Here is a 24071-nt window from a genome sequence, read left to right on the forward strand (position 1 = left end):
CCTCGGCATGACCCTGCTGGTCTGGTCCGCCACGGGCCTGGCCGCCCTGTTCGCCCACGGCGCCTGGCCCGACGGCGTCACCTTCACCCGCGCCCCCCTCGCCATCCGCGGCCTCGTCGCCCAGCCGCACGACATCCCCGCCGCCTGGCCGGACACCCCCGAGTCCCAGCTCTCGGGCTACGGCCTGTTCTGGGGCCTGCTCATCGGCCAGGTCATGATCCTGATCGTCCTGACGGTGTTCGTGATGGGCACGCTGGCACGGTGGCGGGCGGTCAGGGTGCGGCGGCGGCTGGAGAGGGCGGAGCCGGAACCGACACCGGCACCGGCACCGGCACCCGAGATCCGGGAGGTGCCACTGCCACGCACGGAGCCGGAGCCGCAGCCGGAGCCGCAGCCGACCCAAGTACTGCAAGAGGCGGCACCGGTGGAGTCGGCCCCCCTGTCGAGTCCTTTGCCGAGCCTTTCGAGGAATGGTGAACCGGTGGTGGGTGGGTGGGAAAAAACCCGCCCCGCAGGCGCGGTTCTGTACGCCCCGCCGGAAACCCGCCAATCCACCGCAATCCAAGCCATACGGGACGCGGAGGGCCCCGCCCTCATCGTCACCTCGAACCCCGCCATCTGGCAGGACACCAAAGACGCCCGCGCCAAACTCGGCCCGGTCCACGTCTACGACCCCACCCACCGCTGCGACACTCCGGCCCGCCTCCACTGGTCCCCCACCACCGGCTGCGAGGACAAACAGACGGCGGCGGCACGGGCCACCGCCCTCCTCGCCCCCATCCGCCCCACCGCGAAAATCGACCAGGCCGTCAGCGACGTGGCCGAAACGCTCCTGCGCAGCTATCTGCACGCCGCCGCCATCGACGGCCGTACGATCCGCCACGTCCACCGCTGGTCCCAGGGCACCCAGATCCAGGACGCCGTACGAACCCTCCGTACGAACCCCAAGGCGGCCTCCGGCTCCGCGGGCGAACTGGAAGCCGCACTCACCGCCCACGCGGAACGCCGGGACATCGCCCAGGAGTTGACGAGCCGGGCCCTCTCCGCCCTCTCCACGCTCAACATCCGCGAGGCCTGCACCCCCAACCGAACTGATGCGCTCGCCCTGGATTCCTTCGTGGACGAAGGGGGCACGCTTTATGTGGTAGGTGAATCCATCGAGGACCCCCGGACCGATCCGGGCGCGATGCCTCTGCTCACCGCCCTCGCCTCAAGCGTGGTCGAGCGCGGCCGGCGCATGGCCGAACGGTCATCCTCCGGTCGCCTCGACCCACCACTCACGCTCGTCCTGGACGACGTCGCCGCCGTGGCTCCGCTTCCCCAGCTCCCGGAACTGCTGGCCGCCGGAACGGACCGGGGCCTGCCGACCCTGGCCCTGCTCCGCTCCCGCGAACAGGCCCGCACACGCTGGCCGGACGCCGAACTGCCGGTGTAATCCCCCCGAGTCACGCCCGCCGTTCACGTACATCGTTCACGCCCGTCGTTCCCACACGTCAGTACGTCAGTCCTGCCCACGCTCCAGGACGAACTCCAACTCCAGCTCCCCGGGCCGAGCGGCCAACGGCACGGTCACCCCACTCGGCACGAACCCCACCTTCCGGTAGAACCGCTGCGCCCGCCCGTTCTCCTCGTGCACGATGAGCCGCACCCGCTCGGCCCCCTGCGCCCACGCCCACTCGAGAGCGGCGTCGAACAACACCTCGGTCAGCCCGTTCCCCCGCTCCTCGGGCCGTACGAACACCCCGACGAGATGCCCCTGTTTCCGCTCCACCGGAAACCCGGCCCAGTCCGTCGTCCCGGGCTCCTCGACCAGCACGGTCAGCGTCCCGACCCACCGCCCGTCCGGCCCCGCGGCGATGATCTGCTGCACCCCGGTCGCCCCCTCCGCGCCCGAGGCGGTCCGCTCCTTCCAGAACGAGTCCGGCTCGGCGGCGGCCTCCTCGTAGGTCTGGAGGAAGGCGAGGTGCGCGACAGGATCCTTCAGAGCCGCAAGCCGAAGCTCCTTCACGGCAGGCCACTCGTCAGCACGCACGGACCGGATCACATAGCTGCTCATGCCAGCCACCGTAATACCCGGGTACTACGCCCCTCACCTCGAATACTGCCCCCGGTCCGACGCCCGCCGCCCCGGCCCGGACGAGCATCGAAGCATGATTACGGCACAGGACCTGACCAAACGCTACGGCGACAAGACGGTCGTCTCCGACCTGTCCTTCACCGTCCGCCCCGGCACGGTCACCGGCTTCCTCGGCCCCAACGGCGCCGGCAAGTCCACGACCATGCGCATGATCCTCGGCCTGGACGCCCCCACCCGCGGCCACGCCACCGTCGGCGGCCGCGCCTACGCCGCCCACCCCGCGCCCCTCCAGGAGGTCGGCGCCCTCCTGGAGGCCCGCTCGATCCACCCCGGCCGCACCGCCCACCACCACCTGCGCGCCCTCGCCCACACCCACGGCATCCCCCGGTCCCGCGTCGACCACGTCCTGGACCTCACCGGCCTGACCGACGTCGCCCGCCGCCGCGTCAAGGGCTTCTCCCTCGGCATGGGCCAACGCCTGGGCATCGCCGCCGCGTTGCTCGGCGACCCGGCCACCGTCGTCCTCGACGAACCGGTCAACGGCCTCGACCCCGAGGGCGTGCTCTGGATCCGCAACCTCCTCAAGTCCCTCGCCGCGGAAGGCCGTACGGTCTTCGTCTCCTCCCACCTGATGAGCGAGATGGCCCTCACGGCCGAGCACCTGGTCGTCATCGGCCGCGGCCGCCTCCTGGCCGACACCACGGTCGCCGACTTCGTACGACAGTCCGGCGCGGGCACGGTCAAGGTCGTCACCCCGCAGGCCGAGACCCTCGTACGACTGCTCTCGGCCCCCGGCGTCGACATCACGACCACCGCCCCCGAAACCCTCGACGTCCGCGGCACCGACGCCGAACGCATCGGCCGCACCGCCGTCGCCCACGGCATCCCCCTCTTCGAACTCACCCCGAACACCGCCTCCTTGGAAGATGCCTTCATGGACCTCACCCGTGACGCGGTCGAGTTCACCGCCACCCTGGAAGGACCCACGGCATGACCACCGCGACGACGACCGTGCCGTACCGCGTGACCCCGGCCCGGGTGCTGCGCTCCGAATGGCACAAGCTCTGGACCCTGCGCTCCACCTGGATCACCCTCATCGCCACCAGCGCCCTGACCCTCGCCATGGGCGCGGGCATCAGCGCGGCCTACGACGGCAACGGCGAGGCCGAACTCGACACGGTCGTCCTCATCCTCCTCGGCACCCAGTTCGCCCAGCTCAACCTCGGCGTCCTGGGCATCCTGTCCACCGCCGGCGAGTACTCCACCGGCCAGATCCGGGCGACGATGACAGCGGTCCCGAGCCGCCTGCCCGTCCTCTGGGCGAAGGCGGCCGTCCTGGCCGCGGTCACCTTCCCCCTCGCCCTGTGGACGAACCTCCTCACCTTCCCCCTCGCCCAGTCCTTCCTCTCCGGCACCGACCACGCCGCCTCCCTCGGCGACCCGGGCGTCCTGCGCGCCCTCGTCGGCAACGCCGTCGGCCTCGCCCTCTTCGCGGTCCTCGCCCTCGGCCTCGGCGCCGTCGCCCGCTCGGTCCCGATCGCCACGGGCGCGTTCATCGGCCTGATCATGATCCTCCCCGAGGTGCTGGCCATGCTCCCGTACGACATCGTCGACGAGGCCGTACGGCACTTCCCCGGCCGTGCCCTGGAAACCCTCACCACCGCCCAGCCGATGCCGGACGCACCCTCCCCCGGCATGGCACTCCTGTCCCTGCTCCTGTGGACGGCGGCAGCCCTCGCGGCAGCCGCGGCGGAGCTGAAACGACGGGACGTATGACGACGGGACGTATGACGACGGGACGTATGACGACCGGGCAGGAAACCTCCACCATGGACCCCGTGGCGGAAGAAGAAGCACGGCCCGTACCGGAAGAACGAGCGACGGAGCCCCTCACCGAGTACGTCCAACGCGTCACCCGACGCGTACGCGCCTTCGACCGGCGCCACCCCCTCGTCTGGGACCTGCACCTCGCCGGCTTCTGGGTGACGGCAGCCCTGATCCACTGCGTCGACGGCGGCTGGCGCGCCATCAGCCGCGCCCCCGACACCCCGGGCTGGCTGGTCCTCACCCTGAGCCTCGGCCTGTCGGTCCCCCTCCTCTGGCGCCGCACCCACCCCCGAGCCGTACTCCTCGCCATCGCCCCATCCGCCCTGGTCAACGCCTGGACCGGAGCTCTCCTCCAGGCATCCCTGCTCCAGCTGCTCGTCGTCTTCCACATCGCCCTGCGCCGGCCTCCGCGCAACCTGTGGTGGGCGACGGCCGTGGTCATCATCCCGGTGGCCGTGGCCGCCGTCCGCCACCCGCGGGGCAGCGCGGACCAGGACATCGTCCCGGTACTGATGTCGATAGCCGTTGCCATGGCCATCGGCATCACGGTCCGCACCCGCCGCGACTACACCGAGGCCCTGGAGGACCGCGCCCGCCGCCTGGAGATCGAACGCGACCAGCAGGCCCGCCTCTCCGCCGCCGCCGAACGCGCCCGCATAGCCCGCGAGATGCACGACATCATCGGCCACAACCTCTCCGTCATCACCGGCCTGGCCGACGGCGGCCGCTACGCCGCCACCAAGTCCCCCGACCGCGCGGCCCAGGCCCTGACCGCCATCTCCACCACCAGCCGTCAGGCCCTCACCGAACTCCGCCGCCTGCTGGACGTCCTACGCGAAGAGGAGAGCGAGACACCACAGGCACCGGAACTCACCCCCCAGCCCACCCTCACCGATCTCGACCGCCTCATCGAAGGCGTCCGCGCGGCGGGCCTCCCCGTCCACACCTCCATCAGGGGCACCCCCACCATCACCCCCGGCCGCCAGCTCACCATCTACCGAGTCATCCAGGAGGCCCTCACCAACACCCTCAAACACGCGGGCCCCACGGCCACTTCCCACATCAACCTGTCCTACGACGACACAGGCGCAGCCACCGTCACAGTCACCGACACCGGCCGCGGCGGCCCCGAACTCCACGGCACCGCCGGCCGCGGCCTCCCCGGCATGCGCGAGCGAACCGCCCTCTACGGCGGCACACTCGAGGCCGGCCCGCGCCCGCACCCCGAACAGGGCTGGCGCGTCCACCTTCACCTCCCGGAGGAAACCCCGCAGTGACCACCGTCCTCATCGCCGACGACCAGCCCCTGCAACGCTTCGGCTTCCGCATGCTGCTGGAGAGCCAGGACGACATGACGGTCCTCGGCGAGGCGACGAACGGCGCCGAGGCCACCCGCCTGACCGCCGAGCTCCATCCCGACGTCGTCCTGATGGACATCCGGATGCCCGGCCTGGACGGCATCGAGGCCACCCGCCGCATCGTCGCCACCGGCGCCCGCACCCGCGTCCTCATCCTGACGACCTTCGACCTCGACGAGTACGCCTACGCCGGCCTGCGCGCAGGCGCCTCCGGCTTCCTGGTCAAGGACGCCCAGCCGGAGGACCTTCTCTCCGGCATCCGCGCGGTGGCCTCGGGCGACGCGGTGGTCGCCCCCAGCCTGACCCGCCGCCTCCTGGACACCTACGCCCACCACCTCCCGACCGGAGCCCCCACAGACAACGCAGGCCCGGCGGACGACGACCCCCGCCTCGCCCCGCTCACCGACCGCGAACGCGAGATCCTCACGGTCATCGGCCAGGGCTGGACGAACACCGAGATAGCCACCCGCCTCCACCTCGCCGAATCCACGGTGAAAACCCACGTGGGCCGCGTCCTCGCAAAGACGGGCTGCCGAGACCGCGTGCAGGCGGTGATCCTGGCGTACGACACCGGACTGGTAAAGCCGGCCTGAAACGCAGAAAACCCCCGTGCCGATGGCACGGGGGTTTCCTCAACAATTGTTCGGCGGCGTCCTACTCTCCCACAGGGTCCCCCCTGCAGTACCATCGGCGCTGTAAGGCTTAGCTTCCGGGTTCGGAATGTAACCGGGCGTTTCCCTCACGCTATAACCACCGAAACACTATGAAACTGTTTCAGCCGCACCGTTGTCGTGGCCCGACAACGGGGCTGTTCGTGGTTTCAGAACCAACACAGTGGACGCGAGCAACTGAGGACAAGCCCTCGGCCTATTAGTACCGGTCACCTCCACCCATTACTGGGCTTCCAGATCCGGCCTATCAACCCAGTCGTCTACTGGGAGCCTTAACCCCTCAAAGGGGGTGGGAATACTCATCTCGAAGCAGGCTTCCCGCTTAGATGCTTTCAGCGGTTATCCCTCCCGAACGTAGCCAACCAGCCATGCCCTTGGCAGGACAACTGGCACACCAGAGGTTCGTCCGTCCCGGTCCTCTCGTACTAGGGACAGCCCTTCTCAATATTCCTGCGCGCGCAGCGGATAGGGACCGAACTGTCTCACGACGTTCTAAACCCAGCTCGCGTACCGCTTTAATGGGCGAACAGCCCAACCCTTGGGACCGACTCCAGCCCCAGGATGCGACGAGCCGACATCGAGGTGCCAAACCATCCCGTCGATATGGACTCTTGGGGAAGATCAGCCTGTTATCCCCGGGGTACCTTTTATCCGTTGAGCGACGGCGCTTCCACAAGCCACCGCCGGATCACTAGTCCCGACTTTCGTCCCTGCTCGACCCGTCGGTCTCACAGTCAAGCTCCCTTGTGCACTTACACTCAACACCTGATTGCCAACCAGGCTGAGGGAACCTTTGGGCGCCTCCGTTACTCTTTAGGAGGCAACCGCCCCAGTTAAACTACCCATCAGACACTGTCCCTGATCCGGATCACGGACCCAGGTTAGACATCCAGCACGACCAGACTGGTATTTCAACGACGACTCCACCTGAACTGGCGTCCAAGCTTCACAGTCTCCCAGCTATCCTACACAAGCCGAACCGAACACCAATATCAAACTGTAGTAAAGGTCCCGGGGTCTTTCCGTCCTGCTGCGCGAAACGAGCATCTTTACTCGTAGTGCAATTTCACCGGGCCTATGGTTGAGACAGTCGAGAAGTCGTTACGCCATTCGTGCAGGTCGGAACTTACCCGACAAGGAATTTCGCTACCTTAGGATGGTTATAGTTACCACCGCCGTTTACTGGCGCTTAAGTTCTCAGCTTCGCCACCCCGAAGAGTGACTAACCGGTCCCCTTAACGTTCCAGCACCGGGCAGGCGTCAGTCCGTATACATCGCCTTACGGCTTCGCACGGACCTGTGTTTTTAGTAAACAGTCGCTTCTCGCTGGTCTCTGCGGCCACCCCCAGCTCGAGGAGCAAGTCCCCTCACCAGTGATGGCCCCCCTTCTCCCGAAGTTACGGGGGCATTTTGCCGAGTTCCTTAACCATAGTTCACCCGAACGCCTCGGTATTCTCTACCTGACCACCTGAGTCGGTTTAGGGTACGGGCCGCCATGAAACTCGCTAGAGGCTTTTCTCGACAGCATAGGATCATCCACTTCACCACAATCGGCTCGGCATCAGGTCTCAGCCTTGATGAGCGGCGGATTTACCTACCACTCGGCCTACACCCTTACCCCGGGACAACCACCGCCCGGGCTGGACTACCTTCCTGCGTCACCCCATCACTCACCTACTACAAGTCTGGTCCGTCGGCTCCACCACTCCCCTTTGCCCGAAGGCTCCAGGGCGGCTTCACGGACTTAGCATCGCCTGATTCAATGTTTGACGCTTCACAGCGGGTACCGGAATATCAACCGGTTATCCATCGACTACGCCTGTCGGCCTCGCCTTAGGTCCCGACTTACCCTGGGCAGATCAGCTTGACCCAGGAACCCTTAGTCAATCGGCGCACACGTTTCTCACGTGTGTATCGCTACTCATGCCTGCATTCTCACTCGTGAACCGTCCACAACTCGCTTCCGCGGCTGCTTCACCCGGCACACGACGCTCCCCTACCCATCCATACGGGCGTTGGCCCTATTGTATGAATGACACGACTTCGGCGGTACGCTTGAGCCCCGCTACATTGTCGGCGCGGAATCACTAGACCAGTGAGCTATTACGCACTCTTTCAAGGGTGGCTGCTTCTAAGCCAACCTCCTGGTTGTCTGTGCGACTCCACATCCTTTCCCACTTAGCGTACGCTTAGGGGCCTTAGTCGATGCTCTGGGCTGTTTCCCTCTCGACCATGGAGCTTATCCCCCACAGTCTCACTGCCGCGCTCTCACTTACCGGCATTCGGAGTTTGGCTAAGGTCAGTAACCCGGTAGGGCCCATCGCCTATCCAGTGCTCTACCTCCGGCAAGAAACACACGACGCTGCACCTAAATGCATTTCGGGGAGAACCAGCTATCACGGAGTTTGATTGGCCTTTCACCCCTAACCACAGGTCATCCCCCAGGTTTTCAACCCTGGTGGGTTCGGTCCTCCACGAAGTCTTACCTCCGCTTCAACCTGCCCATGGCTAGATCACTCCGCTTCGGGTCTTGAGCGTGCTACTGAAACGCCCTATTCGGACTCGCTTTCGCTACGGCTACCCCACCCGGGTTAACCTCGCAACACACCGCAAACTCGCAGGCTCATTCTTCAAAAGGCACGCAGTCACGACTGCATGTGCAAGCACATACAGCGACGCTCCCACGGCTTGTAGGCACACGGTTTCAGGTACTATTTCACTCCGCTCCCGCGGTACTTTTCACCATTCCCTCACGGTACTATCCGCTATCGGTCACCAGGGAATATTTAGGCTTAGCGGGTGGTCCCGCCAGATTCACACGGGATTTCTCGGGCCCCGTGCTACTTGGGTGTCTCTCAAACGAGCCGCTGATGTTTCGACTACGGGGGTCTTACCCTCTACGCCGGACCTTTCGCATGTCCTTCGCCTACATCAACGGTTTCTGACTCGTCTCACGGCCGGCAGACCGTAAAAGAGAGATCCCACAACCCCGCATACGCAACCCCTGCCGGGTCTCACACGTATACGGTTTGGCCTCATCCGGTTTCGCTCGCCACTACTCCCGGAATCACGGTTGTTTTCTCTTCCTGCGGGTACTGAGATGTTTCACTTCCCCGCGTTCCCTCCACATACCCTATGTGTTCAGGTATGGGTGACAGCCCATGACGACTGCCGGGTTTCCCCATTCGGAAACCCCCGGATCAAAGCCTGGTTGACGACTCCCCGGGGACTATCGTGGCCTCCCACGTCCTTCATCGGTTCCTGGTGCCAAGGCATCCACCGTGCGCCCTTAAAAACTTGGCCACAGATGCTCGCGTCCACTGTGCAGTTCTCAAACAACGACCAGCCACCCATCACCCCGAACCAACCGGTTCGAGTTCACTGGGGCCGGCACCGAAGGTCCAGACTCGAAAGCCCGTACCCTCAGACACCCAACAGCGTGCCCGACACCCTCGCCACTCGCCTTCCATTCCACGCCGAAGCAGTACTAGGAAGACAAGCTGGTCAAGTGTGCCGAGTAGTCAACGTTCCACCCTTGAGCAACCAGCACCGGACGTTCGCCGATGAACTGGCCTCTGGACAACCAAGCAAGCTCGGCTGCCGAGAAGTGCTCCTTAGAAAGGAGGTGATCCAGCCGCACCTTCCGGTACGGCTACCTTGTTACGACTTCGTCCCAATCGCCAGTCCCACCTTCGACAGCTCCCTCCCCACAAGGGGGTTGGGCCACCGGCTTCGGGTGTTACCGACTTTCGTGACGTGACGGGCGGTGTGTACAAGGCCCGGGAACGTATTCACCGCAGCAATGCTGATCTGCGATTACTAGCAACTCCGACTTCATGGGGTCGAGTTGCAGACCCCAATCCGAACTGAGACAGGCTTTTTGAGATTCGCTCCACCTCACGGTATCGCAGCTCATTGTACCTGCCATTGTAGCACGTGTGCAGCCCAAGACATAAGGGGCATGATGACTTGACGTCGTCCCCACCTTCCTCCGAGTTGACCCCGGCGGTCTCCTGTGAGTCCCCATCACCCCGAAGGGCATGCTGGCAACACAGAACAAGGGTTGCGCTCGTTGCGGGACTTAACCCAACATCTCACGACACGAGCTGACGACAGCCATGCACCACCTGTACACCGACCACAAGGGGGGCACCATCTCTGATGCTTTCCGGCGTATGTCAAGCCTTGGTAAGGTTCTTCGCGTTGCGTCGAATTAAGCCACATGCTCCGCTGCTTGTGCGGGCCCCCGTCAATTCCTTTGAGTTTTAGCCTTGCGGCCGTACTCCCCAGGCGGGGAACTTAATGCGTTAGCTGCGGCACCGACGACGTGGAATGTCGCCAACACCTAGTTCCCACCGTTTACGGCGTGGACTACCAGGGTATCTAATCCTGTTCGCTCCCCACGCTTTCGCTCCTCAGCGTCAGTAATGGCCCAGAGATCCGCCTTCGCCACCGGTGTTCCTCCTGATATCTGCGCATTTCACCGCTACACCAGGAATTCCGATCTCCCCTACCACACTCTAGCTAGCCCGTATCGAATGCAGACCCGGGGTTAAGCCCCGGGCTTTCACACCCGACGTGACAAGCCGCCTACGAGCTCTTTACGCCCAATAATTCCGGACAACGCTTGCGCCCTACGTATTACCGCGGCTGCTGGCACGTAGTTAGCCGGCGCTTCTTCTGCAGGTACCGTCACTTTCGCTTCTTCCCTGCTGAAAGAGGTTTACAACCCGAAGGCCGTCATCCCTCACGCGGCGTCGCTGCATCAGGCTTTCGCCCATTGTGCAATATTCCCCACTGCTGCCTCCCGTAGGAGTCTGGGCCGTGTCTCAGTCCCAGTGTGGCCGGTCGCCCTCTCAGGCCGGCTACCCGTCGTCGCCTTGGTGAGCCATTACCTCACCAACAAGCTGATAGGCCGCGGGCTCATCCTTCACCGCCGGAGCTTTCAACCCCCACCCAGGAGGGAGGGAGTATTATCCGGTATTAGACCCCGTTTCCAGGGCTTGTCCCAGAGTGAAGGGCAGATTGCCCACGTGTTACTCACCCGTTCGCCACTAATCCCCACCGAAGTGGTTCATCGTTCGACTTGCATGTGTTAAGCACGCCGCCAGCGTTCGTCCTGAGCCAGGATCAAACTCTCCGTGAATGTTTACCCGTAATCGGGTCGACACCACGAGAGCGGAACAGCCAGGCGGAATAAGCCCGGCCGTTCACAGCGTCCTCGCTGTGTATTCTTCAAAGGAACCTCGCCACCGGAAGAATCCGATGGACGGGGTATCAACATATCTGGCGTTGACTTTTGGCACGCTGTTGAGTTCTCAAGGAACGGACGCTTCCTTTGTACTCACCCTCTCGGGCTTTCCTCCGGGCGCTTCCCTTCGGTCTTGCGTTTCCGACTCTACCAGATCTTCCCGATCCGATTTCCTCGGTGCTTTCCAGGTTCCCGCTCTCGCGTTTCCCTTTCCGGCGGTTCCGACTCTATCAGATCCTTTCGGGCCTGATTCCCAGTCAGAGGGGCTTGTCTTCCCGGCTGTTGGGCCGTTCCGACGCCTCAAACCTTAGCGGATCCTCCCGGCAGTTCCTAATCGAGCTGCCGAACCCAAATCGAATGGAATTCGGGCACGCCGAATTCAATCCCGTTGGGAGATCGTGCTGGTGGTTTGTGGTGCCGCTGATGCGGCGGAGGTGTTGCCGAAGAACCGTTACGGCTCCGTGGCAACCCGAAGAACTCTACGGAACGAGCAAGGGGCTGTCAAGCGCCGCCTGTCAAGATCTTTTTAGGTGGCATCAGCCCAGGTCGGTGAGGCGCCCACCGGCGTCCGGTTGGGCGTGCTCCACCCTGCGCAGGAGGCGAGTGAGGACCTCACCGAGGGCGGTGCGGTCCTCCTGGGACAGGTCCTGGAGCAGGTCCTCCTCGAAGACCGTGGCGAGGCGCATCGCCTCCAGCCACTTCCCGCGGCCCTCCGAGGTGAGCTCGACGATCACGCGGACGCGGTTGGACTCGTCGCGTTCTCGGGTGACCAGTCCCTCGGTGACCATGCGGTCGATGCGGTGGGTCATCGCGGCCGGCGTCAGGCCCAGGCGCTTGGCGAGGTCGCTGGGGCCCATGCGGTAGGGGGCGCCGGAGAGGACGAGGGCCTTGAGGACCTCCCACTCGGCGTTGCTGATGCCGAGGGCGGCGGTCTGGCGGCCGTAGGCGACGTTCATACGGCGGTTCAGGCGGGACAGCGCCGAGACGATCTGCTCGACCTGGGGGTCGAGGTCCTGGAACTCGCGCTGGTATGCGGCGATCTGCTCTTCGAGGGTCGGCTCGCTGAGGCCGCCGGGGGTGTCGCCCATGGGTCGCAGTATGCCACGGGCTTGCTTGGCGTTGAAGTCCTTCGAGGTGTACTGTTTAGGATCTAACTTTAGGTTCTAAGTCTTCAGGGGTAACTACTGAAGGCTCCCAACTAACTCGAGAGAGGTGAACGTGACCAGGGCGATGGGCGCAGCGATGCGCCGGATCCACGTGGGCAACGCACTCAGCGCATTCGGGCTCGGCTTCACCGTTCCCTATCTGTACGTCTATGTGGCGCAGGTACGGGGACTGGGTGCCATGACAGCGGGGCTCGTCCTCGCCGTCTTCGCCGTGGCGGCGCTGATCGTGCTTCCGTTCGCCGGGCGGGCCATCGTCCGGCGAGGTCCGCTGCCGGTGCTGCTCGTCGCTCTGGTCACCGCCGCGCTGGGGGCACTGAGCCTGGGGCTCGCGAGCAGCGCGACGACCGTGTTGCTGTCGGCGGCCGCGCTCGGGGCGGGGCAGGCCGTGATGCAGCCGGCGCTGGCGACGATGATCGTGGACTGCTCGACGGCCGACACGCGCTCGCGGGCCTTCGCGACGCAGTTCTTCCTGCAGAACCTGGGTCTCGGCGTCGGCGGGCTCATCGGCGGTCACCTGGTCGACACCACGCGCGTCTCCTCCTTCACGCTGCTGTTCGCGATCGAGGCGGCGATGTTCCTGCTGCTGGCCGTGGTGATGGCGACCGTGCGGATGCCGCACTCGCCGCGTATCCAGGACGCGCCGGGGCGGTCGGGATCGGCCAAGGGCAGCTGGAAGCAGTTGCTGGGCAACCGGGCCATGGTGCAGCTGTGCGTGGTGGGCTTCGTTCTGTTCTTCGCCTGCTACGGGCAGTTCGAGTCGGGGCTGAGCGCGTACGGCGTGGAGGCTGCCGGGATCTCGACGTCCGCCCTCGGTATGGCCCTGGCCGCGAACACCGCGGTGATCGTGGTCGCGCAGTTCGCCGTTCTGAAGTTCGTGGAGCGGCGGAGGCGGTCGCGGGTGATCGCGGCCGTCGGGCTGATCTGGGCCTTGGCGTGGGTCACGGCGGGGTACGCGGGGCTCGGGCACGGCAGCCAGGAGATGGCCACGGCCGCCTTCGTGTCGACGTACGCACTGTTCGGGCTGGGTGAGGCGATGCTGTCGCCGACGGTCGCGCCGCTGGTCGCGGATCTTGCGCCGGAGGGGATGGTGGGGCAGTACAACTCCGCGTTCGCGCTGGTCAAGCAGCTTGCCTTGGCGGTGGGGCCGGCGGTGGGCGGGCCCATGGGGGCGTCGCTGCACGCGCCGTACATCGTGACGTTCCTGCTGTTCTCGCTGGGGATCACGGTTTTGGCGGTGCGGTTGGGGCGTCAGCTCACGGCCGCGCAGGATCAGCCGTGGCGGGCGCGGAGCCGGGTGGTGGCCCAGGGTGGCCCGACTCCGGCGGATCAGGCGCGGGCGCGCGCCTGACGTTGAGGGTCGCGAACGCCGTTCACTTCGCGGCCCCCGGCAGCCCGAACTCGCACCACACCGCTTTCCCGCCGCCCGGCGTCCGACGGGAGCCCCAGGCCGAGGCGATCGTCGCCACTATGGCGATGCCTCGGCCGGACTCGTCGCCGGGTTCCGCGCGGCGCCGGCGCGGGAGGTGGTCGTCGCCGTCCGTGACCTCGACGATCAGGCGGCGGTCGGTGCGGCGCAGGCGCAGCCGCATCGGGGGTGTGCCGTGCTGCAGGGAGTTCGCGACCAGTTCGCTGACCGCCAGGACGCCCAGGTCGTGCAGTTCCACCGGGAACCGCCAGCTGGTCAGGACGCCGGAGGCGAAGGCACGCGCGCGTGGGGCCGCTTCCACGCCGCCGAGGAGTTCCAGGGCGGCGTTGCGGAAGAGCTCGCTGTCGGGGCCGGTGTGGGCGGGGTGCTGGAGGACCAGGACCGCCACGTCGTCGTCGTGCTCCGCCGTCACGCCGGCCGCTCGGACCAGGCGGTCGCAGACCACTTGAGGGGTGCCCGTCGCTCCGGACAGGGCTCGTTCCAGCGAGGCGATGCCCTCGTCCAGGTCCTCGTTGCGGCGTTCCACCAGGCCGTCCGTGTAGAGGACGGCGGTGGAGCCGGGGCCCAGGGCGATCGAGCCCGAGGTGTGCATCCAGCCGCCGGTGCCGAGGGGCGGGCCGGTCGGTTCGTCGGCGCGCTGGACGATCCCGCTCTCGTCGCGGACCAGGATCGGCAGGTGGCCGGCCGAGGCATACACCAGCCGCCCCTCGTTCGGGTCGTGGATGGCGTACACGCAGGTGGCGATCTGGTTGGCGTCGATCTCCATGGCGAGGCCGTCCAGGAGCTGGAGGATCTCGTGCGGGGGGAGGTCGAGGCGGGCGTACGCCCGGACCGCCGTGCGGAGCTGGCCCATGACCGCGGCCGCGCGCACTCCGCGGCCCATCACGTCGCCGATGACCAGGGCCGTGCGGCCGCCGCCGAGGGTGATCACGTCGTACCAGTCGCCGCCGACCGCGGCCTCCGTGCCGCCGGGGTGGTAGGTGGCGGCGATGCGGAGGTCGTCGGGTTGTTCGAGCTCTTGCGGGAGCAGGGAGCGCTGGAGGGTTACGGCGGTTTCGCGCTGGCGTCGTTCGCTGGCTCTGAGGCGTTCGGCGGCCTCGGCGTGGTCGGTGACGTCGGTCGCGAAGATGAGAACGCCGCCGTCGCCCTCGGTCACCGGGGTGCAGGTGAAGGTGTACGAGCGGCTGTCGGGGGCCTTGCGGGACTTGACCGTGCGTAGCTTGCCGCTGCGCAGGACCTGGTCCAGGAGGGGGAACAGGCCGAGCGCGTCGAGCTCCGGGAGGGCTTCGCGGGCCGGGCCGCCGGTGGGGCGGGGGCCGAAAGCGGTGACGTAGGCGTCGTTGACGTAGGCGAGGCGGTGGTCGGGGCCGTGGACGAGGGCGACGAGGGCGGGGACGCGGTCGAGGACCTCGCGCACCGGGAGTTCGTCGACGGCGGGCACGGGCGGTGCCCCGTCGGCGAGTTGTTCGGCGCGGGCCGCGGGTACGGAACCCGCGCCGTCCGAGCGCAGGTCCGATGTGACCGGGTGGTCGGTCCGCGCTGCGGCGCGGCGCTGCGTTCCGGGGAGCCGGGCGCTCCAGCGCGTGAAGTTCACGAATCCTTGCCTCGTGTCGTCGTCTGCGGCGTCTGCTGCCGGCTCCGGACCCGGCCGGGGGTCTTGGGGGTGGCACCCCGGGGTTGCGGCACTGGGGAAAGCCTCGTGGGTTCGAAGGGCGGGGGTCTGTCCGTCCAAGGTCGGGGACCAGTCTGGCAGGGCGGCCGCCCGGGTCGGCATCCGTCAGACGCCTACCCCGCGGCCGGAGTTCCTCGGTCCGGTCAGGACGACCCCTTCGGGTCGTTCGTCGGGTCCTGAGGAGGCTTTCCACCGGCCGCGAGTTCGAACTCCGCTCGGGGATGTTCGAGCGATCCAAGGGAGACGATCTCCCTCTTGAAGAGTCCTGACAAGGTCCATTCCGCCAGGACGCGGGCCTTGCGGTTGAAGGTGGGCACCCTGCTGAGGTGGTAGACGCGGTGCATGAACCAGGCAGGGTAGCCCTTCAGCTTGCGTCCGTAGACGTGCGCGACACCTTTGTGCAGTCCCAGGGAGGCGACCGAGCCGACGTACTTGTGGGAGTACGTCTGAAGGGGCTCGCCCCGCAGGGAGTGCGCGATGTTGTCGCCGAGGACCTTCGCCTGGCGGAGCGCGTGCTGGGCGTTGGGCGCCGTCTCCTTGCCGGGTTCCCCGGCCGTGACATCGGGGACGGCGGCGGCGTCTCCGGCCGCCCACGCGCGCGTGGTGCCCTCGATGGTCAGCTCGGGGGTGCATTTCAGCCGACCGCGTTCGTTCAGCGGGAGGTCCGTCGCGGCGAGGAGCGGGTGGGGTTTGACGCCGGCCGTCCAGACGACCGTACGTGTGGGGAAGCGGGCGCCGTCGCTGAGGACGGCCACGCGGTCCGCGCAGGACTCCAGGCGGGTGTTCAGGCGTACGTCGATGTTGCGGCGGCGCAGTTCGGTGACCGTGTAGCGGCCCATTTCCTCGCCGACCTCGGGGAGGATGCGGTCCGAGGCCTCGACGAGGATCCACTTCATGTCGTCGGACTGGACGTTGTGGTAGTAGCGCGCGGTGTAGCGGGCCATGTCCTCCAGCTCGCCGAGCGCCTCCACGCCGGCGTAGCCGCCGCCGACGAAGACGAAGGTGAGGGCCGCGTCGCGGACGGCGGGGTCGCGGGTGGAGGAGGCGATGTCCATCTGCTCGATGACGTGGTTGCGCAGGCCGATGGCCTCCTCGACGGTCTTGAAGCCGATGCCGTGCTCGGCGAGACCGGGGACGGGCAGGGTGCGCGAGATCGAGCCGGGGGCGAGGACCAGTTCGTCGTAGGTCAGCTGCTGCGCGCCGGTGCCCTCCTCGTCGGTGGCGAGGGTGGTGAGGGCGGCGGTGCGCTTGGCGTGGTCGATCGAGGTGACCTCGCCGACGACGACCCGGCAGCGGTCGAGGACGCGCCGCAGCGGTACGACGACATGGCGGGGGGAGATGGAACCGGCGGCCGCCTCGGGGAGGAACGGCTGGTAGGTCATGTAGGGGTCGGGTGTGACGACGGTGATCTCGACGTCGCCCCGCGCGAGTTCCCGTTTCAGCGTCCGTTGGAGTCGCAGGGCGGTGTACATCCCGACGTAGCCGCCGCCGACAACGAGAATGCGCGCACGTTCCTTCACCATCCCATGACGCACCCGGCGCTTGCGTTTGTCCACAGGCTCGACAATTTGTGTGACCGCGAGTCGGGCGCGCCCGGGGTTGGCCGATTCACCGGAGTGCTGGGAAGGTTCGCAGGTCAGCGGGTGTGCGCCGGGTGGCCGGAGGGGTCGCAATCGGGACGTTTGCGACCCGTACTCCGATCGGGGGGCGCTCCGTGCGGAACGTCCCCCTTCTGAATTGACCCTCACTCAACTATGTTCGTGAGTCGACGGGGTGTAAGGGGATGCGCCTTCGGGTCCGCGACGGGCGGGTCCGGCAAGCGGGCCTGTTCCGTTCGCTCCGGCTTTCGATGACGGGGAGAGTCTCCGGGGGGAGACGTCATTACCGGGGGATCACTTATGCATGTTCAGGACTCTCATTGGTCGTCCGCGTCCACCATCGCACCCGGTGGCGGACCGTTGGGCTCAGCGATGAGCGCGGCGACGGGCAACGGACGCGCGGACGGTGGGCGTACGACGCCGCTGCGCGTGGACGCACAGCGCAATCTGGAGCACGTACTGCGCGCGGCGCGCGAGGTCTTCGGCGAGCTGGGGTACGGCGCGCCGATGGAGGACGTGGCGCGGCGCGCGCGGGTCGGTGTCGGCACGGTGTACCGGCGCTTCCCGAGCAAGGACGTCCTGGTGCGGCGGATAGCCGAGGAGGAGACCTCCCGGCTGACCGACCAGGCACGGGCGGCGCTCGGTCAGGAGGACGAGCCGTGGTCGGCGCTGTCGCGCTTCCTGCGGACGTCGGTGGCCTCGGGCGCCGGGCGGCTGCTGCCGCCGCAGGTGCTGCGGGTCGGTGTGGCGGACGAGGGTGCGCCGGAGGGCGCGCGGGTGCCGCAGCAGCGGACGCAGCCGGGTGCCGGAGAGCTGCGGCTGGTGGCGGGGGACACGGTGCTCTCCGCGGACGACGACCCCGGGGCGGCGGCGCTGCTCGAGGTCGTGGGCCAGCTCGTGGACCGGGCACGGGCGGCGGGTGAACTGCGGGCCGACGTGTCGGTGTCGGACGTCCTGCTGGTGATCGCCACAGCGGCGCCCTCGCTGCCGGACGCGGCGCAGCAGGCCGCGGCCTCGGCACGGCTGCTGGACATTCTGCTGGAGGGGCTGCGGTCGCGGCCGATGTGACGATGGCCGTCGTCCGACTGCTCGGGTCCAGCCGGGTACCGCCGATGACCCGTGACTCGAAAAGGTGACGGTGAGGTGTGGGTGCTGTGGTGCCCGCACCTCGGTCACTGCCCGGGAATGCGCCGGGCATTTCGGGCATGACTCTCAACTGCCGCCCTCAGAGCGTCGATTGAGCCTTCCCCGAACGAGTGAGCGCTAGTACTGCATTGCGGGAAGTCCCCACGGACGAGTGGAGGGTCCGCACTCCGGGGTCCTGAACAAAAGCCAATATGGCACGCTGACCCGGTGTTCGGGACTGGTGGAGCAGGCGGCGGGGGCTTTCCGCGATGAGCTTTGACGGGCGGGACGGGTCACTCGGTGACGACGACGCGGAGGCCGGCGGCGCGGCCTCGCCGCAGGTACCGAGCCAGGGGGGACGGGCCGGTGTCCCGCACGGCGGTGAGCCGATGGGGGCCGAGCGGGCCGAGCCCCTGGTGGCCGGCATCCCGGCGCAGGCCGGCGAGCCCGTCGAGGGCAGCGTGCCGGCGCAGCGCGACCGGCGCGAGGACAGCGGCATCCTGCCGCCGCGCAGAGAGCTGCCACCCTCCGACGCCGACCTGATCGAGCGGATGCGCTCGGGCGACGACACCGCCTACGAGGCGCTCTACCGGCGCCACGCGGACGCGGTGCGCCGCTACGCCCGCACCTGCTGCCGCGACGGCCACACCGCCGACGACCTCACCGCCGAGGTGTTCGCCCGCATGCTCCAGGCGGTGCGCGGCGGCTCCGGCCCCGAGCACGCCGTACGCGCGTATCTGCTCACCACCGTCCGACGGGTGGCCGCGAGCTGGACGAAGTCCGCGAAGCGGGAGCAACTGGTCGACGACTTCGCGGTGTTCGCCGCGCAGTCGTCGCGGGTCTCCCACCCGTCCGACAACGACACACTGGACCTGGGCTCCGATGTGCGGGCGATGCACGAGGCCGAGCAGTCCATGGCCATGCAGGCCTTCCGGTCGCTGCCCGAGCGGTGGCAGGCCGTGCTGTGGCACACCGAGGTCGAGGACGAGTCGCCGAGCGAGGTCGCCACGCTCTTCGGGCTCGACGCCAACGGCACCCGGGTGCTCGCCAGCCGGGCCCGCGAGGGCCTCAAGCAGGCCTACCTCCAGGCCCATGTCAGCGTCGCCCTCGCCACCGACGAGGAGTGCGCGCGCCACGCCGACCGGCTCGGCGCCTACGCCCGCGGCGGGCTGCGCACCCGTGCCGAGCGGGGTCTGCGCAAGCACCTGGAGGAGTGCGCCAAGTGCCGGCTGGCCGCGGGCCAGATCAAGGAAGTCGCCGGCGGTATCCCCGCCGTCGTGCCGATCGCGGTCGTTGGCTGGTTCGGCGCCGCCGGGTACGCCAAGGCGGTCGGGCTCATCGCCGGCGGTGCCGGGGCGGGCGCGGCCGGGGCCGCGGGGGCGGCAGCGGCGGCGAGCGGCGGCTCTTCCGGCGGGGCGGGTGCCGGTGGCGGTGCGGCGGCCTCCGAGGGGCTGGGCGCGCCCGTGAAGGCCGGTATCGCGGCCGGTGTGGTGGCCGTGGCGGCCGCCGCGGTGGCGCTCGCGCTGATCGGCGACGACAGTCCGCCCAGGAAGCCGGACGCCAAGCCGCCCGCCTCCACGCCGGCGCTCGACCCCGCGAAAAACACGCCCGCGCCACCGGAGAAGGAACCCCGGCCGGCACCCCCAGTGATCGCGGCCGCACCCATCCCGACGCCCACACCGACCCGGACGACCCCGAGCCCCACGCCCACGCCTACCCCCACCCCGACTCCGACGCCCACACCGCCGCTCACGCCGACGCCGACCCCCACGCCTACGCCCACTCCCACCCCGGCCCCGACGCCTCCGCCCGCTCCGGCCGTCTACCAGTGGAGCGAGCTGTCGTACGACATCACCGGCGACGGCACCGAGCCCGAGATGCGGATCGGCCAGAGCAGTTGGGTCTGGCAGCGGTACGGCGTCTCGATCGCCGACAGGCAGTACGCGCGCGGCGTGACCGTGCACGGCCACTCCTCCGTGACCGTCGACCTCAACCGCGAGTGCTCCGCCTACGACGCGATGGCGGGCGTCGACGACATGACGGCGGGGCTCGGCAAGGTCTACTTCTCGGTCTACGCCGACGGCGTCCAGTTGTGGCGGTCCGGGATGATCAAGGGCGGGGACGCGGCGGTGCCGGTCCATGTGAACCTCGCCGGGCGCGAGACCGTACGGCTGGTGGCGGAGCCGCACAGCTACCTCGACAACCTGGCGCTCGCGGACTGGGCGGAGTCGAAGTTCACCTGCTCCTAGAACTAGTGCACCTGCTCCTAGTTCGGCCGCTTCGGGTTCACCTGCTCCGAGGACGTACGGCGAGGTGGTCGCGCACCGCCTCGCCCAGGTCGCTCAGGACCTCGTCGACGGTGAGAACCACACCTCTGGCGTGCTCCGTCTCGTACGGCCCGGCGCCCAGGGCGGCCAGGGCGGCGGCCTCGGCCCGCTCGGCGGCCGCACGCTCCGGCATGGGACGCGGATGGCCGCCGCGCCAGTGTTCGCCGGCCGCGAGCAGACGCACCGCGCGCGGGTGGTCGCCGAGCCGGGACAGCAGCTCCGCGGCACTGTCCACGACCGCGGCCGTGACCACGTCGGCGCACCGCTTCTCCACCGCCTCGTGCAGCGTGCCGAGCACCTTCGGCAGTCCGTGCTCCGGGCCCGCCTCGGCGGCCGTCAGCAACCCGTCGACCAGGTTCAGCATCGCGGTGAACTGGGGCGGCGGCGTGGCCCGCGCGGTGGCCGCGCAGACCGCCTCGTGCAGTCGACGGGCCCGGGGAATGTCCTCCTCGTCCAGCGCGAGCAGGGTGCGCAGCAGCAGGACGAACGCCCGGGAGTCCGGTACGCCGTACTGGTCGGCGGCGTCACTCGCCTCGTCCAGCACGGCCAGCGCGGCCTCACGGTCGCCCGATCGGTAGGCGATCTCGGCGAGCCGCGCCAGGAGGAACGGCGTCTCGGTGTGGGCGCCCACCTCGTAGGCGAGCCGCAGCGCTTCTTCGTACTCCGCCTTGGCCTCGTCGAGCCGCCCGCGCGACATGGCCGCCTCCCCCGCCGCGCTGCACACCTGGGCCCACAGCCAGCGGTCGCCGACACGTCTGCTCAGCGCCCGCAGCTCCACGAGGTCCTCGTCCACGCCGGGCATGCCGCCCGGTGCGTCGACGACCATGTGCGTACGGAACATCAGGATGACGCCGAGCTCCCAGTCGCCGCCGTGGGTACGGCAGTTGGCGACCGCGGTGTCCATGATGGGTGCCGCGTCCACCGGGTCGCCCAGGAAGACGTCGGCCAGTGGCCAGGCGAGGCCCGGCATCCTGGCCGCCTCCGGGCCGCCCTTCTCGAAGAAGTCCCGCACCCGTGCGACGTACCGCCGCATCCGCTCGTCCGGCAGCCCGTACATCGTCTCGGTCTCGGCCCTGAGGAAGAGGTGCAGCATCCGCAGCCGCATCCGCAGGCTGTGCAGGGGGTGGTGCGCCTCGCCGTCCGGGGCGGAGAGGAAGGCGTCGACGGGGTCGGGGCCGGACAGCGCGGCCGGGAAGGAGGCACGGTCGTCGCCGTCGACGGCGTCCAGGGCCGCGCCGAGGCGCAGGACCTGGTCGCACCCTTCCATGCCCTCGTGGCGGTAGTTGCGCAGCCACCAGAACCAGCCCATGGCGAGGACGAGGGCGCCGGCCTCCTCCTCGGCACCGGCCGTGAGCGCGCGGTGCAGGGCCGCGCGGATGTTGTCGAGCTCGGTCTCCAGGCGGGAGATCCACGGGAGTTGCGCGGCGGAGCGCAGCTGGGGCTCGGCCTCCTCGACCAGCGCGCGCACCCACGCGCGGTGCCGGCGCTCGGCCGCGCCGCGCAGCGCCGGGGACTCGGCGGCGCGCTCGACGGCGTACTCGTGGATGGTCTCCAGCATGCGGTACCGCATGCCGTCGCCGTCGGGGTGACGGCGCGGGGTGGCCACGATCAGGGACTTGTCGACGAGCGACCCGAGCAGGTCCGCGACCGGGCCGGTGCACACGGCCTCCGCCGCGTCGAGCTCACAGCCGCCCGCGAACACGGACATCTCGCACAGCACCGTCCGCTCCGGTTCGTCGAGCAGGTCCCAGGACCAGTCGACGACCGCGCGCAGGGTCTGCTGGCGGGGCAGGACCGTACGGCTGCCGGAGGTCAGGAGGCGGAAGCGGTCGTCGAGGCGGTCGGCGATCTGGCGGGGCGTGAGCAGCCGCAGCCGAGCCGCGGCCAGCTCGATGGCGAGCGGCAGTCCGTCGAGACGGCGGCAGATCTCCGCGACGGCCTCCTCGTCGCCGAGTACGCCGGTCGTGTCGGGACGGACGGCGTCCGCGCGCTCGGCGAAGAGGCGGTGCGCCTGGTCGGGGAGGAGGGGCTCGACCGGGCGGACCGCCTCGCCGGGGACGCCCAGGGGTTCACGGCTGGTGGCGAGGATGGTGAGCCCCGGGCAGCGGGTGAGCAGCGTCTCGGCGAGTTCGGCCGCTGCTTCGATGACATGTTCGCAGTTGTCAAGGATCAGGAGTGGGCTGCGCGCGGCGCAGTACTCGATGAGCAGGGCGACCGGGTCGTCCTGCGGGGCCGTCAGCTCGCTGGTCATGAGCACGGTCTCGCGCAGACCGAGCGCGCTGACCACCGCGCCTGGCACCGCCTCCGGCCGGTCGAGCGGGGCGAGCTCGGCCAGCCATGCCTGCGGGAGCCCGGCGGCGGCTTCCTCGGCGAGACGGGTCTTTCCAGAGCCGCCCGGTCCGGTGAGGGTGACGAGACGGGCCCTGTGCAATTCGGAACGGATGGCAGCGAGTTCGGGTTCCCGGCCGACGAAAGATGTCAGACGGGGGCGGAGGTTGCCGGTGCGACCGGGTAGGTGAGGGCCGGGTTGTTGGGGGGCGGGTAGTTGGGGGGCGGGTAGTTGGGGGCGTAGTGCGGCGGTCGGGGATGCCGCGAGCAGTTCGGCGTGCAGGGCGCGGAGTTCCGGGCCGGGGTCGGTGCCGAGGCCGTCGGCGAGGGCGCGGCGTGCGGTGTCGTAGGCGGCGAGGGCGTCGGCGGCGCGGCCGGTGTCGCGCAGGGCGCGGATGAGGAGGACGTGCAGCGGTTCGTCGTACGGATGCGCCGTGGTCAGTTCCTTCAGTTCCGGTACGGCGTCCTGGGCGCGGCCGAGCTGGAGGTGTGCCGCGATCCGGGTGCGGGTCGCCTCCAGGCGCAGTGCCTCCGGGCGGGTGGCGGCGGCGGTGCGGTCGGGGAGGTCGGCGAGGGCGGGGCCTCGCCACAGTGCGAGGGCGGTGTCGAGGGCTCGGGCGGCGGTGGGGGCGTCGCCGTGGGTCAGGGCGGTGGTGCCCTGGCGTACCAGGCGCTCGAAGACGAAGAGGTCGACGTCGTCCTCGGTCGCGGCGAGTCGGTAGCCGCCGGGTTCGGAGGTGACGGCGTCCTTGCCGATGCCGGGGGTACGGCGGAGGCGGGCGACGAGGGCCTGTAGGGCGGCCGGGGCGTCCTGGGGCGGGGCGTCGGTCCACACCTCGTCGATCAGGGTGTCGGGGGTGGTGACGCGGTCGGGGCGGAGGGCGAGGGCGGTGAGGAGGGCGCGGAGGCGGGGGCCGCCGAGGGGTACGACGGTGCCGTTCTCGTCCTCGGCCTGGGTGACGCCCAGGATTCTGTACCGCACGGGGTCATTGTCGCCGGGGTTGCTGTGCGGGGCACGGGGTTTCGGTGCGGGTCGATTTCGGGGCACCCGGCGTTGGTGCGGGCCTCGCTGGGGGCTCCGCCCCCAGACCCCCGGCCTATGCCCACCCACCACCCGACTCGGTCGGCCAAGAAGTGACCGCTCAGGGGATGCGACTCGGTTGGACGAGAGGTGAGCCTCAGGCCGCTCGACTCGGACGGAGAACAAGAGAAGTGAGCTCCAGGCCGCCCCACCCGGCGGGACGA

Annotated in this window: 13 protein-coding genes and 3 rRNA genes; 8 read left to right on the forward strand and 8 right to left on the reverse strand. The window is 68.6% G+C overall.

Features of this window, described 5'->3' with window-relative positions; genetic code table 11:
• Positions 1-7 precede the first annotated feature (7 nt).
• On the forward strand, positions 8-1435 hold the full coding sequence (locus QFZ76_RS24830) for a type IV secretory system conjugative DNA transfer family protein (protein ID WP_373464536.1): 1428 nt from the start codon (positions 8-10) through the stop codon (positions 1433-1435).
• A 66-nt stretch (positions 1436-1501) separates the two neighbouring features.
• On the opposite strand, the gene QFZ76_RS24835 is transcribed toward QFZ76_RS24830, so the two are convergent.
• Positions 1502-2056 (reverse strand): GNAT family N-acetyltransferase, encoded by a 555-nt coding sequence (locus QFZ76_RS24835; RefSeq protein WP_307675814.1) that lies wholly within the window; start codon positions 2054-2056, stop codon positions 1502-1504.
• Between the two features lie 94 nt (positions 2057-2150).
• On the opposite strand from QFZ76_RS24835, the gene QFZ76_RS24840 reads away from it, so the two are divergent.
• The 4 genes from QFZ76_RS24840 to QFZ76_RS24855 are packed head-to-tail and all read left to right on the forward strand — an operon-like array spanning position 2151 to position 5855.
• The gene (locus tag QFZ76_RS24840; RefSeq protein ID WP_307675815.1) at positions 2151-3071 is read left to right on the forward strand and encodes an ABC transporter ATP-binding protein; all 921 of its coding nucleotides are present in this window, start codon (positions 2151-2153) and stop codon (positions 3069-3071) included.
• Positions 3068-3853: an ABC transporter permease gene (locus QFZ76_RS24845; protein WP_307675816.1), complete on the forward strand. Its 786-nt coding sequence runs from the start codon at positions 3068-3070 to the stop codon at positions 3851-3853. Before QFZ76_RS24840 ends, QFZ76_RS24845 begins: the two co-directional genes overlap by 4 nt.
• A gap of 53 nt (positions 3854-3906) precedes the next feature.
• Positions 3907-5181 (forward strand): sensor histidine kinase, encoded by a 1275-nt coding sequence (locus tag QFZ76_RS24850; RefSeq protein ID WP_307680120.1) that lies wholly within the window; start codon positions 3907-3909, stop codon positions 5179-5181.
• Positions 5178-5855 carry a response regulator transcription factor gene (locus QFZ76_RS24855; RefSeq protein ID WP_307675817.1) on the forward strand — a complete coding sequence of 226 codons (678 nt, stop codon included), beginning with the start codon at positions 5178-5180 and terminating at the stop codon, positions 5853-5855. The genes QFZ76_RS24850 and QFZ76_RS24855 overlap by 4 nt, the downstream gene beginning before the upstream one ends.
• Before the next feature lie 48 nt (positions 5856-5903).
• Here the strand turns inward: QFZ76_RS24855 and rrf are convergent.
• The 4 genes from rrf to QFZ76_RS24875 all read right to left on the reverse strand — a co-directional run bounded on the left by rrf (position 5904) and on the right by QFZ76_RS24875 (position 12272).
• Positions 5904-6020, reverse strand: a 5S ribosomal RNA gene (gene rrf, locus QFZ76_RS24860).
• A gap of 92 nt (positions 6021-6112) precedes the next feature.
• Positions 6113-9236: ribosomal RNA gene (locus QFZ76_RS24865) — 23S ribosomal RNA — on the reverse strand.
• Positions 9237-9551: 315 nt separating this feature from the next.
• Positions 9552-11079 (reverse strand): 16S ribosomal RNA (locus QFZ76_RS24870).
• Together the 16S, 23S and 5S rRNA genes form the textbook arrangement of a ribosomal RNA operon.
• 641 nt (positions 11080-11720) lie before the next feature.
• Positions 11721-12272 (reverse strand): MarR family winged helix-turn-helix transcriptional regulator, encoded by a 552-nt coding sequence (locus QFZ76_RS24875; protein WP_307675818.1) that lies wholly within the window; start codon positions 12270-12272, stop codon positions 11721-11723.
• Positions 12273-12402: 130 nt separating this feature from the next.
• Between QFZ76_RS24875 and QFZ76_RS24880 the strand changes: the two genes are divergently transcribed.
• Complete coding sequence (locus tag QFZ76_RS24880; protein WP_307680121.1) at positions 12403-13698, forward strand: MFS transporter; 1296 nt, start codon at positions 12403-12405, stop codon at positions 13696-13698.
• A gap of 22 nt (positions 13699-13720) precedes the next feature.
• Here the strand turns inward: QFZ76_RS24880 and QFZ76_RS24885 are convergent, their stop codons facing one another.
• Together QFZ76_RS24885 and QFZ76_RS24890 are read right to left on the reverse strand one after the other, a co-directional pair.
• A complete protein-coding gene (locus tag QFZ76_RS24885; protein ID WP_307675819.1) occupies positions 13721-15370 on the reverse strand; it encodes a SpoIIE family protein phosphatase in 1650 nt (549 codons plus the stop codon).
• Between the two features lie 221 nt (positions 15371-15591).
• A complete protein-coding gene (locus QFZ76_RS24890) occupies positions 15592-16971 on the reverse strand; it encodes an NAD(P)/FAD-dependent oxidoreductase (RefSeq protein ID WP_307675820.1) in 1380 nt (459 codons plus the stop codon).
• 375 nt (positions 16972-17346) lie between these two features.
• On the opposite strand from QFZ76_RS24890, the gene QFZ76_RS24895 reads away from it, so the two are divergent.
• The gene (locus QFZ76_RS24895; protein ID WP_307675821.1) at positions 17347-18114 is read left to right on the forward strand and encodes a TetR/AcrR family transcriptional regulator; all 768 of its coding nucleotides are present in this window, start codon (positions 17347-17349) and stop codon (positions 18112-18114) included.
• A 326-nt stretch (positions 18115-18440) separates the two neighbouring features.
• Positions 18441-20420, forward strand: coding sequence for a sigma-70 family RNA polymerase sigma factor (locus QFZ76_RS24900; protein ID WP_307675822.1), 1980 nt, complete (start codon positions 18441-18443; stop codon positions 20418-20420).
• 37 nt (positions 20421-20457) lie between these two features.
• Here the strand turns inward: QFZ76_RS24900 and QFZ76_RS24905 are convergent, their stop codons facing one another.
• Positions 20458-23808 carry a BTAD domain-containing putative transcriptional regulator gene (locus QFZ76_RS24905; protein ID WP_307675823.1) on the reverse strand — a complete coding sequence of 1117 codons (3351 nt, stop codon included), beginning with the start codon at positions 23806-23808 and terminating at the stop codon, positions 20458-20460.
• Positions 23809-24071: the final 263 nt, after the last annotated feature.

Origin of the sequence: Streptomyces sp. V4I2, from assembly GCF_030817655.1 — a bacterium.
GTDB lineage: Bacteria > Actinomycetota > Actinomycetes > Streptomycetales > Streptomycetaceae > Streptomyces > Streptomyces plumbiresistens.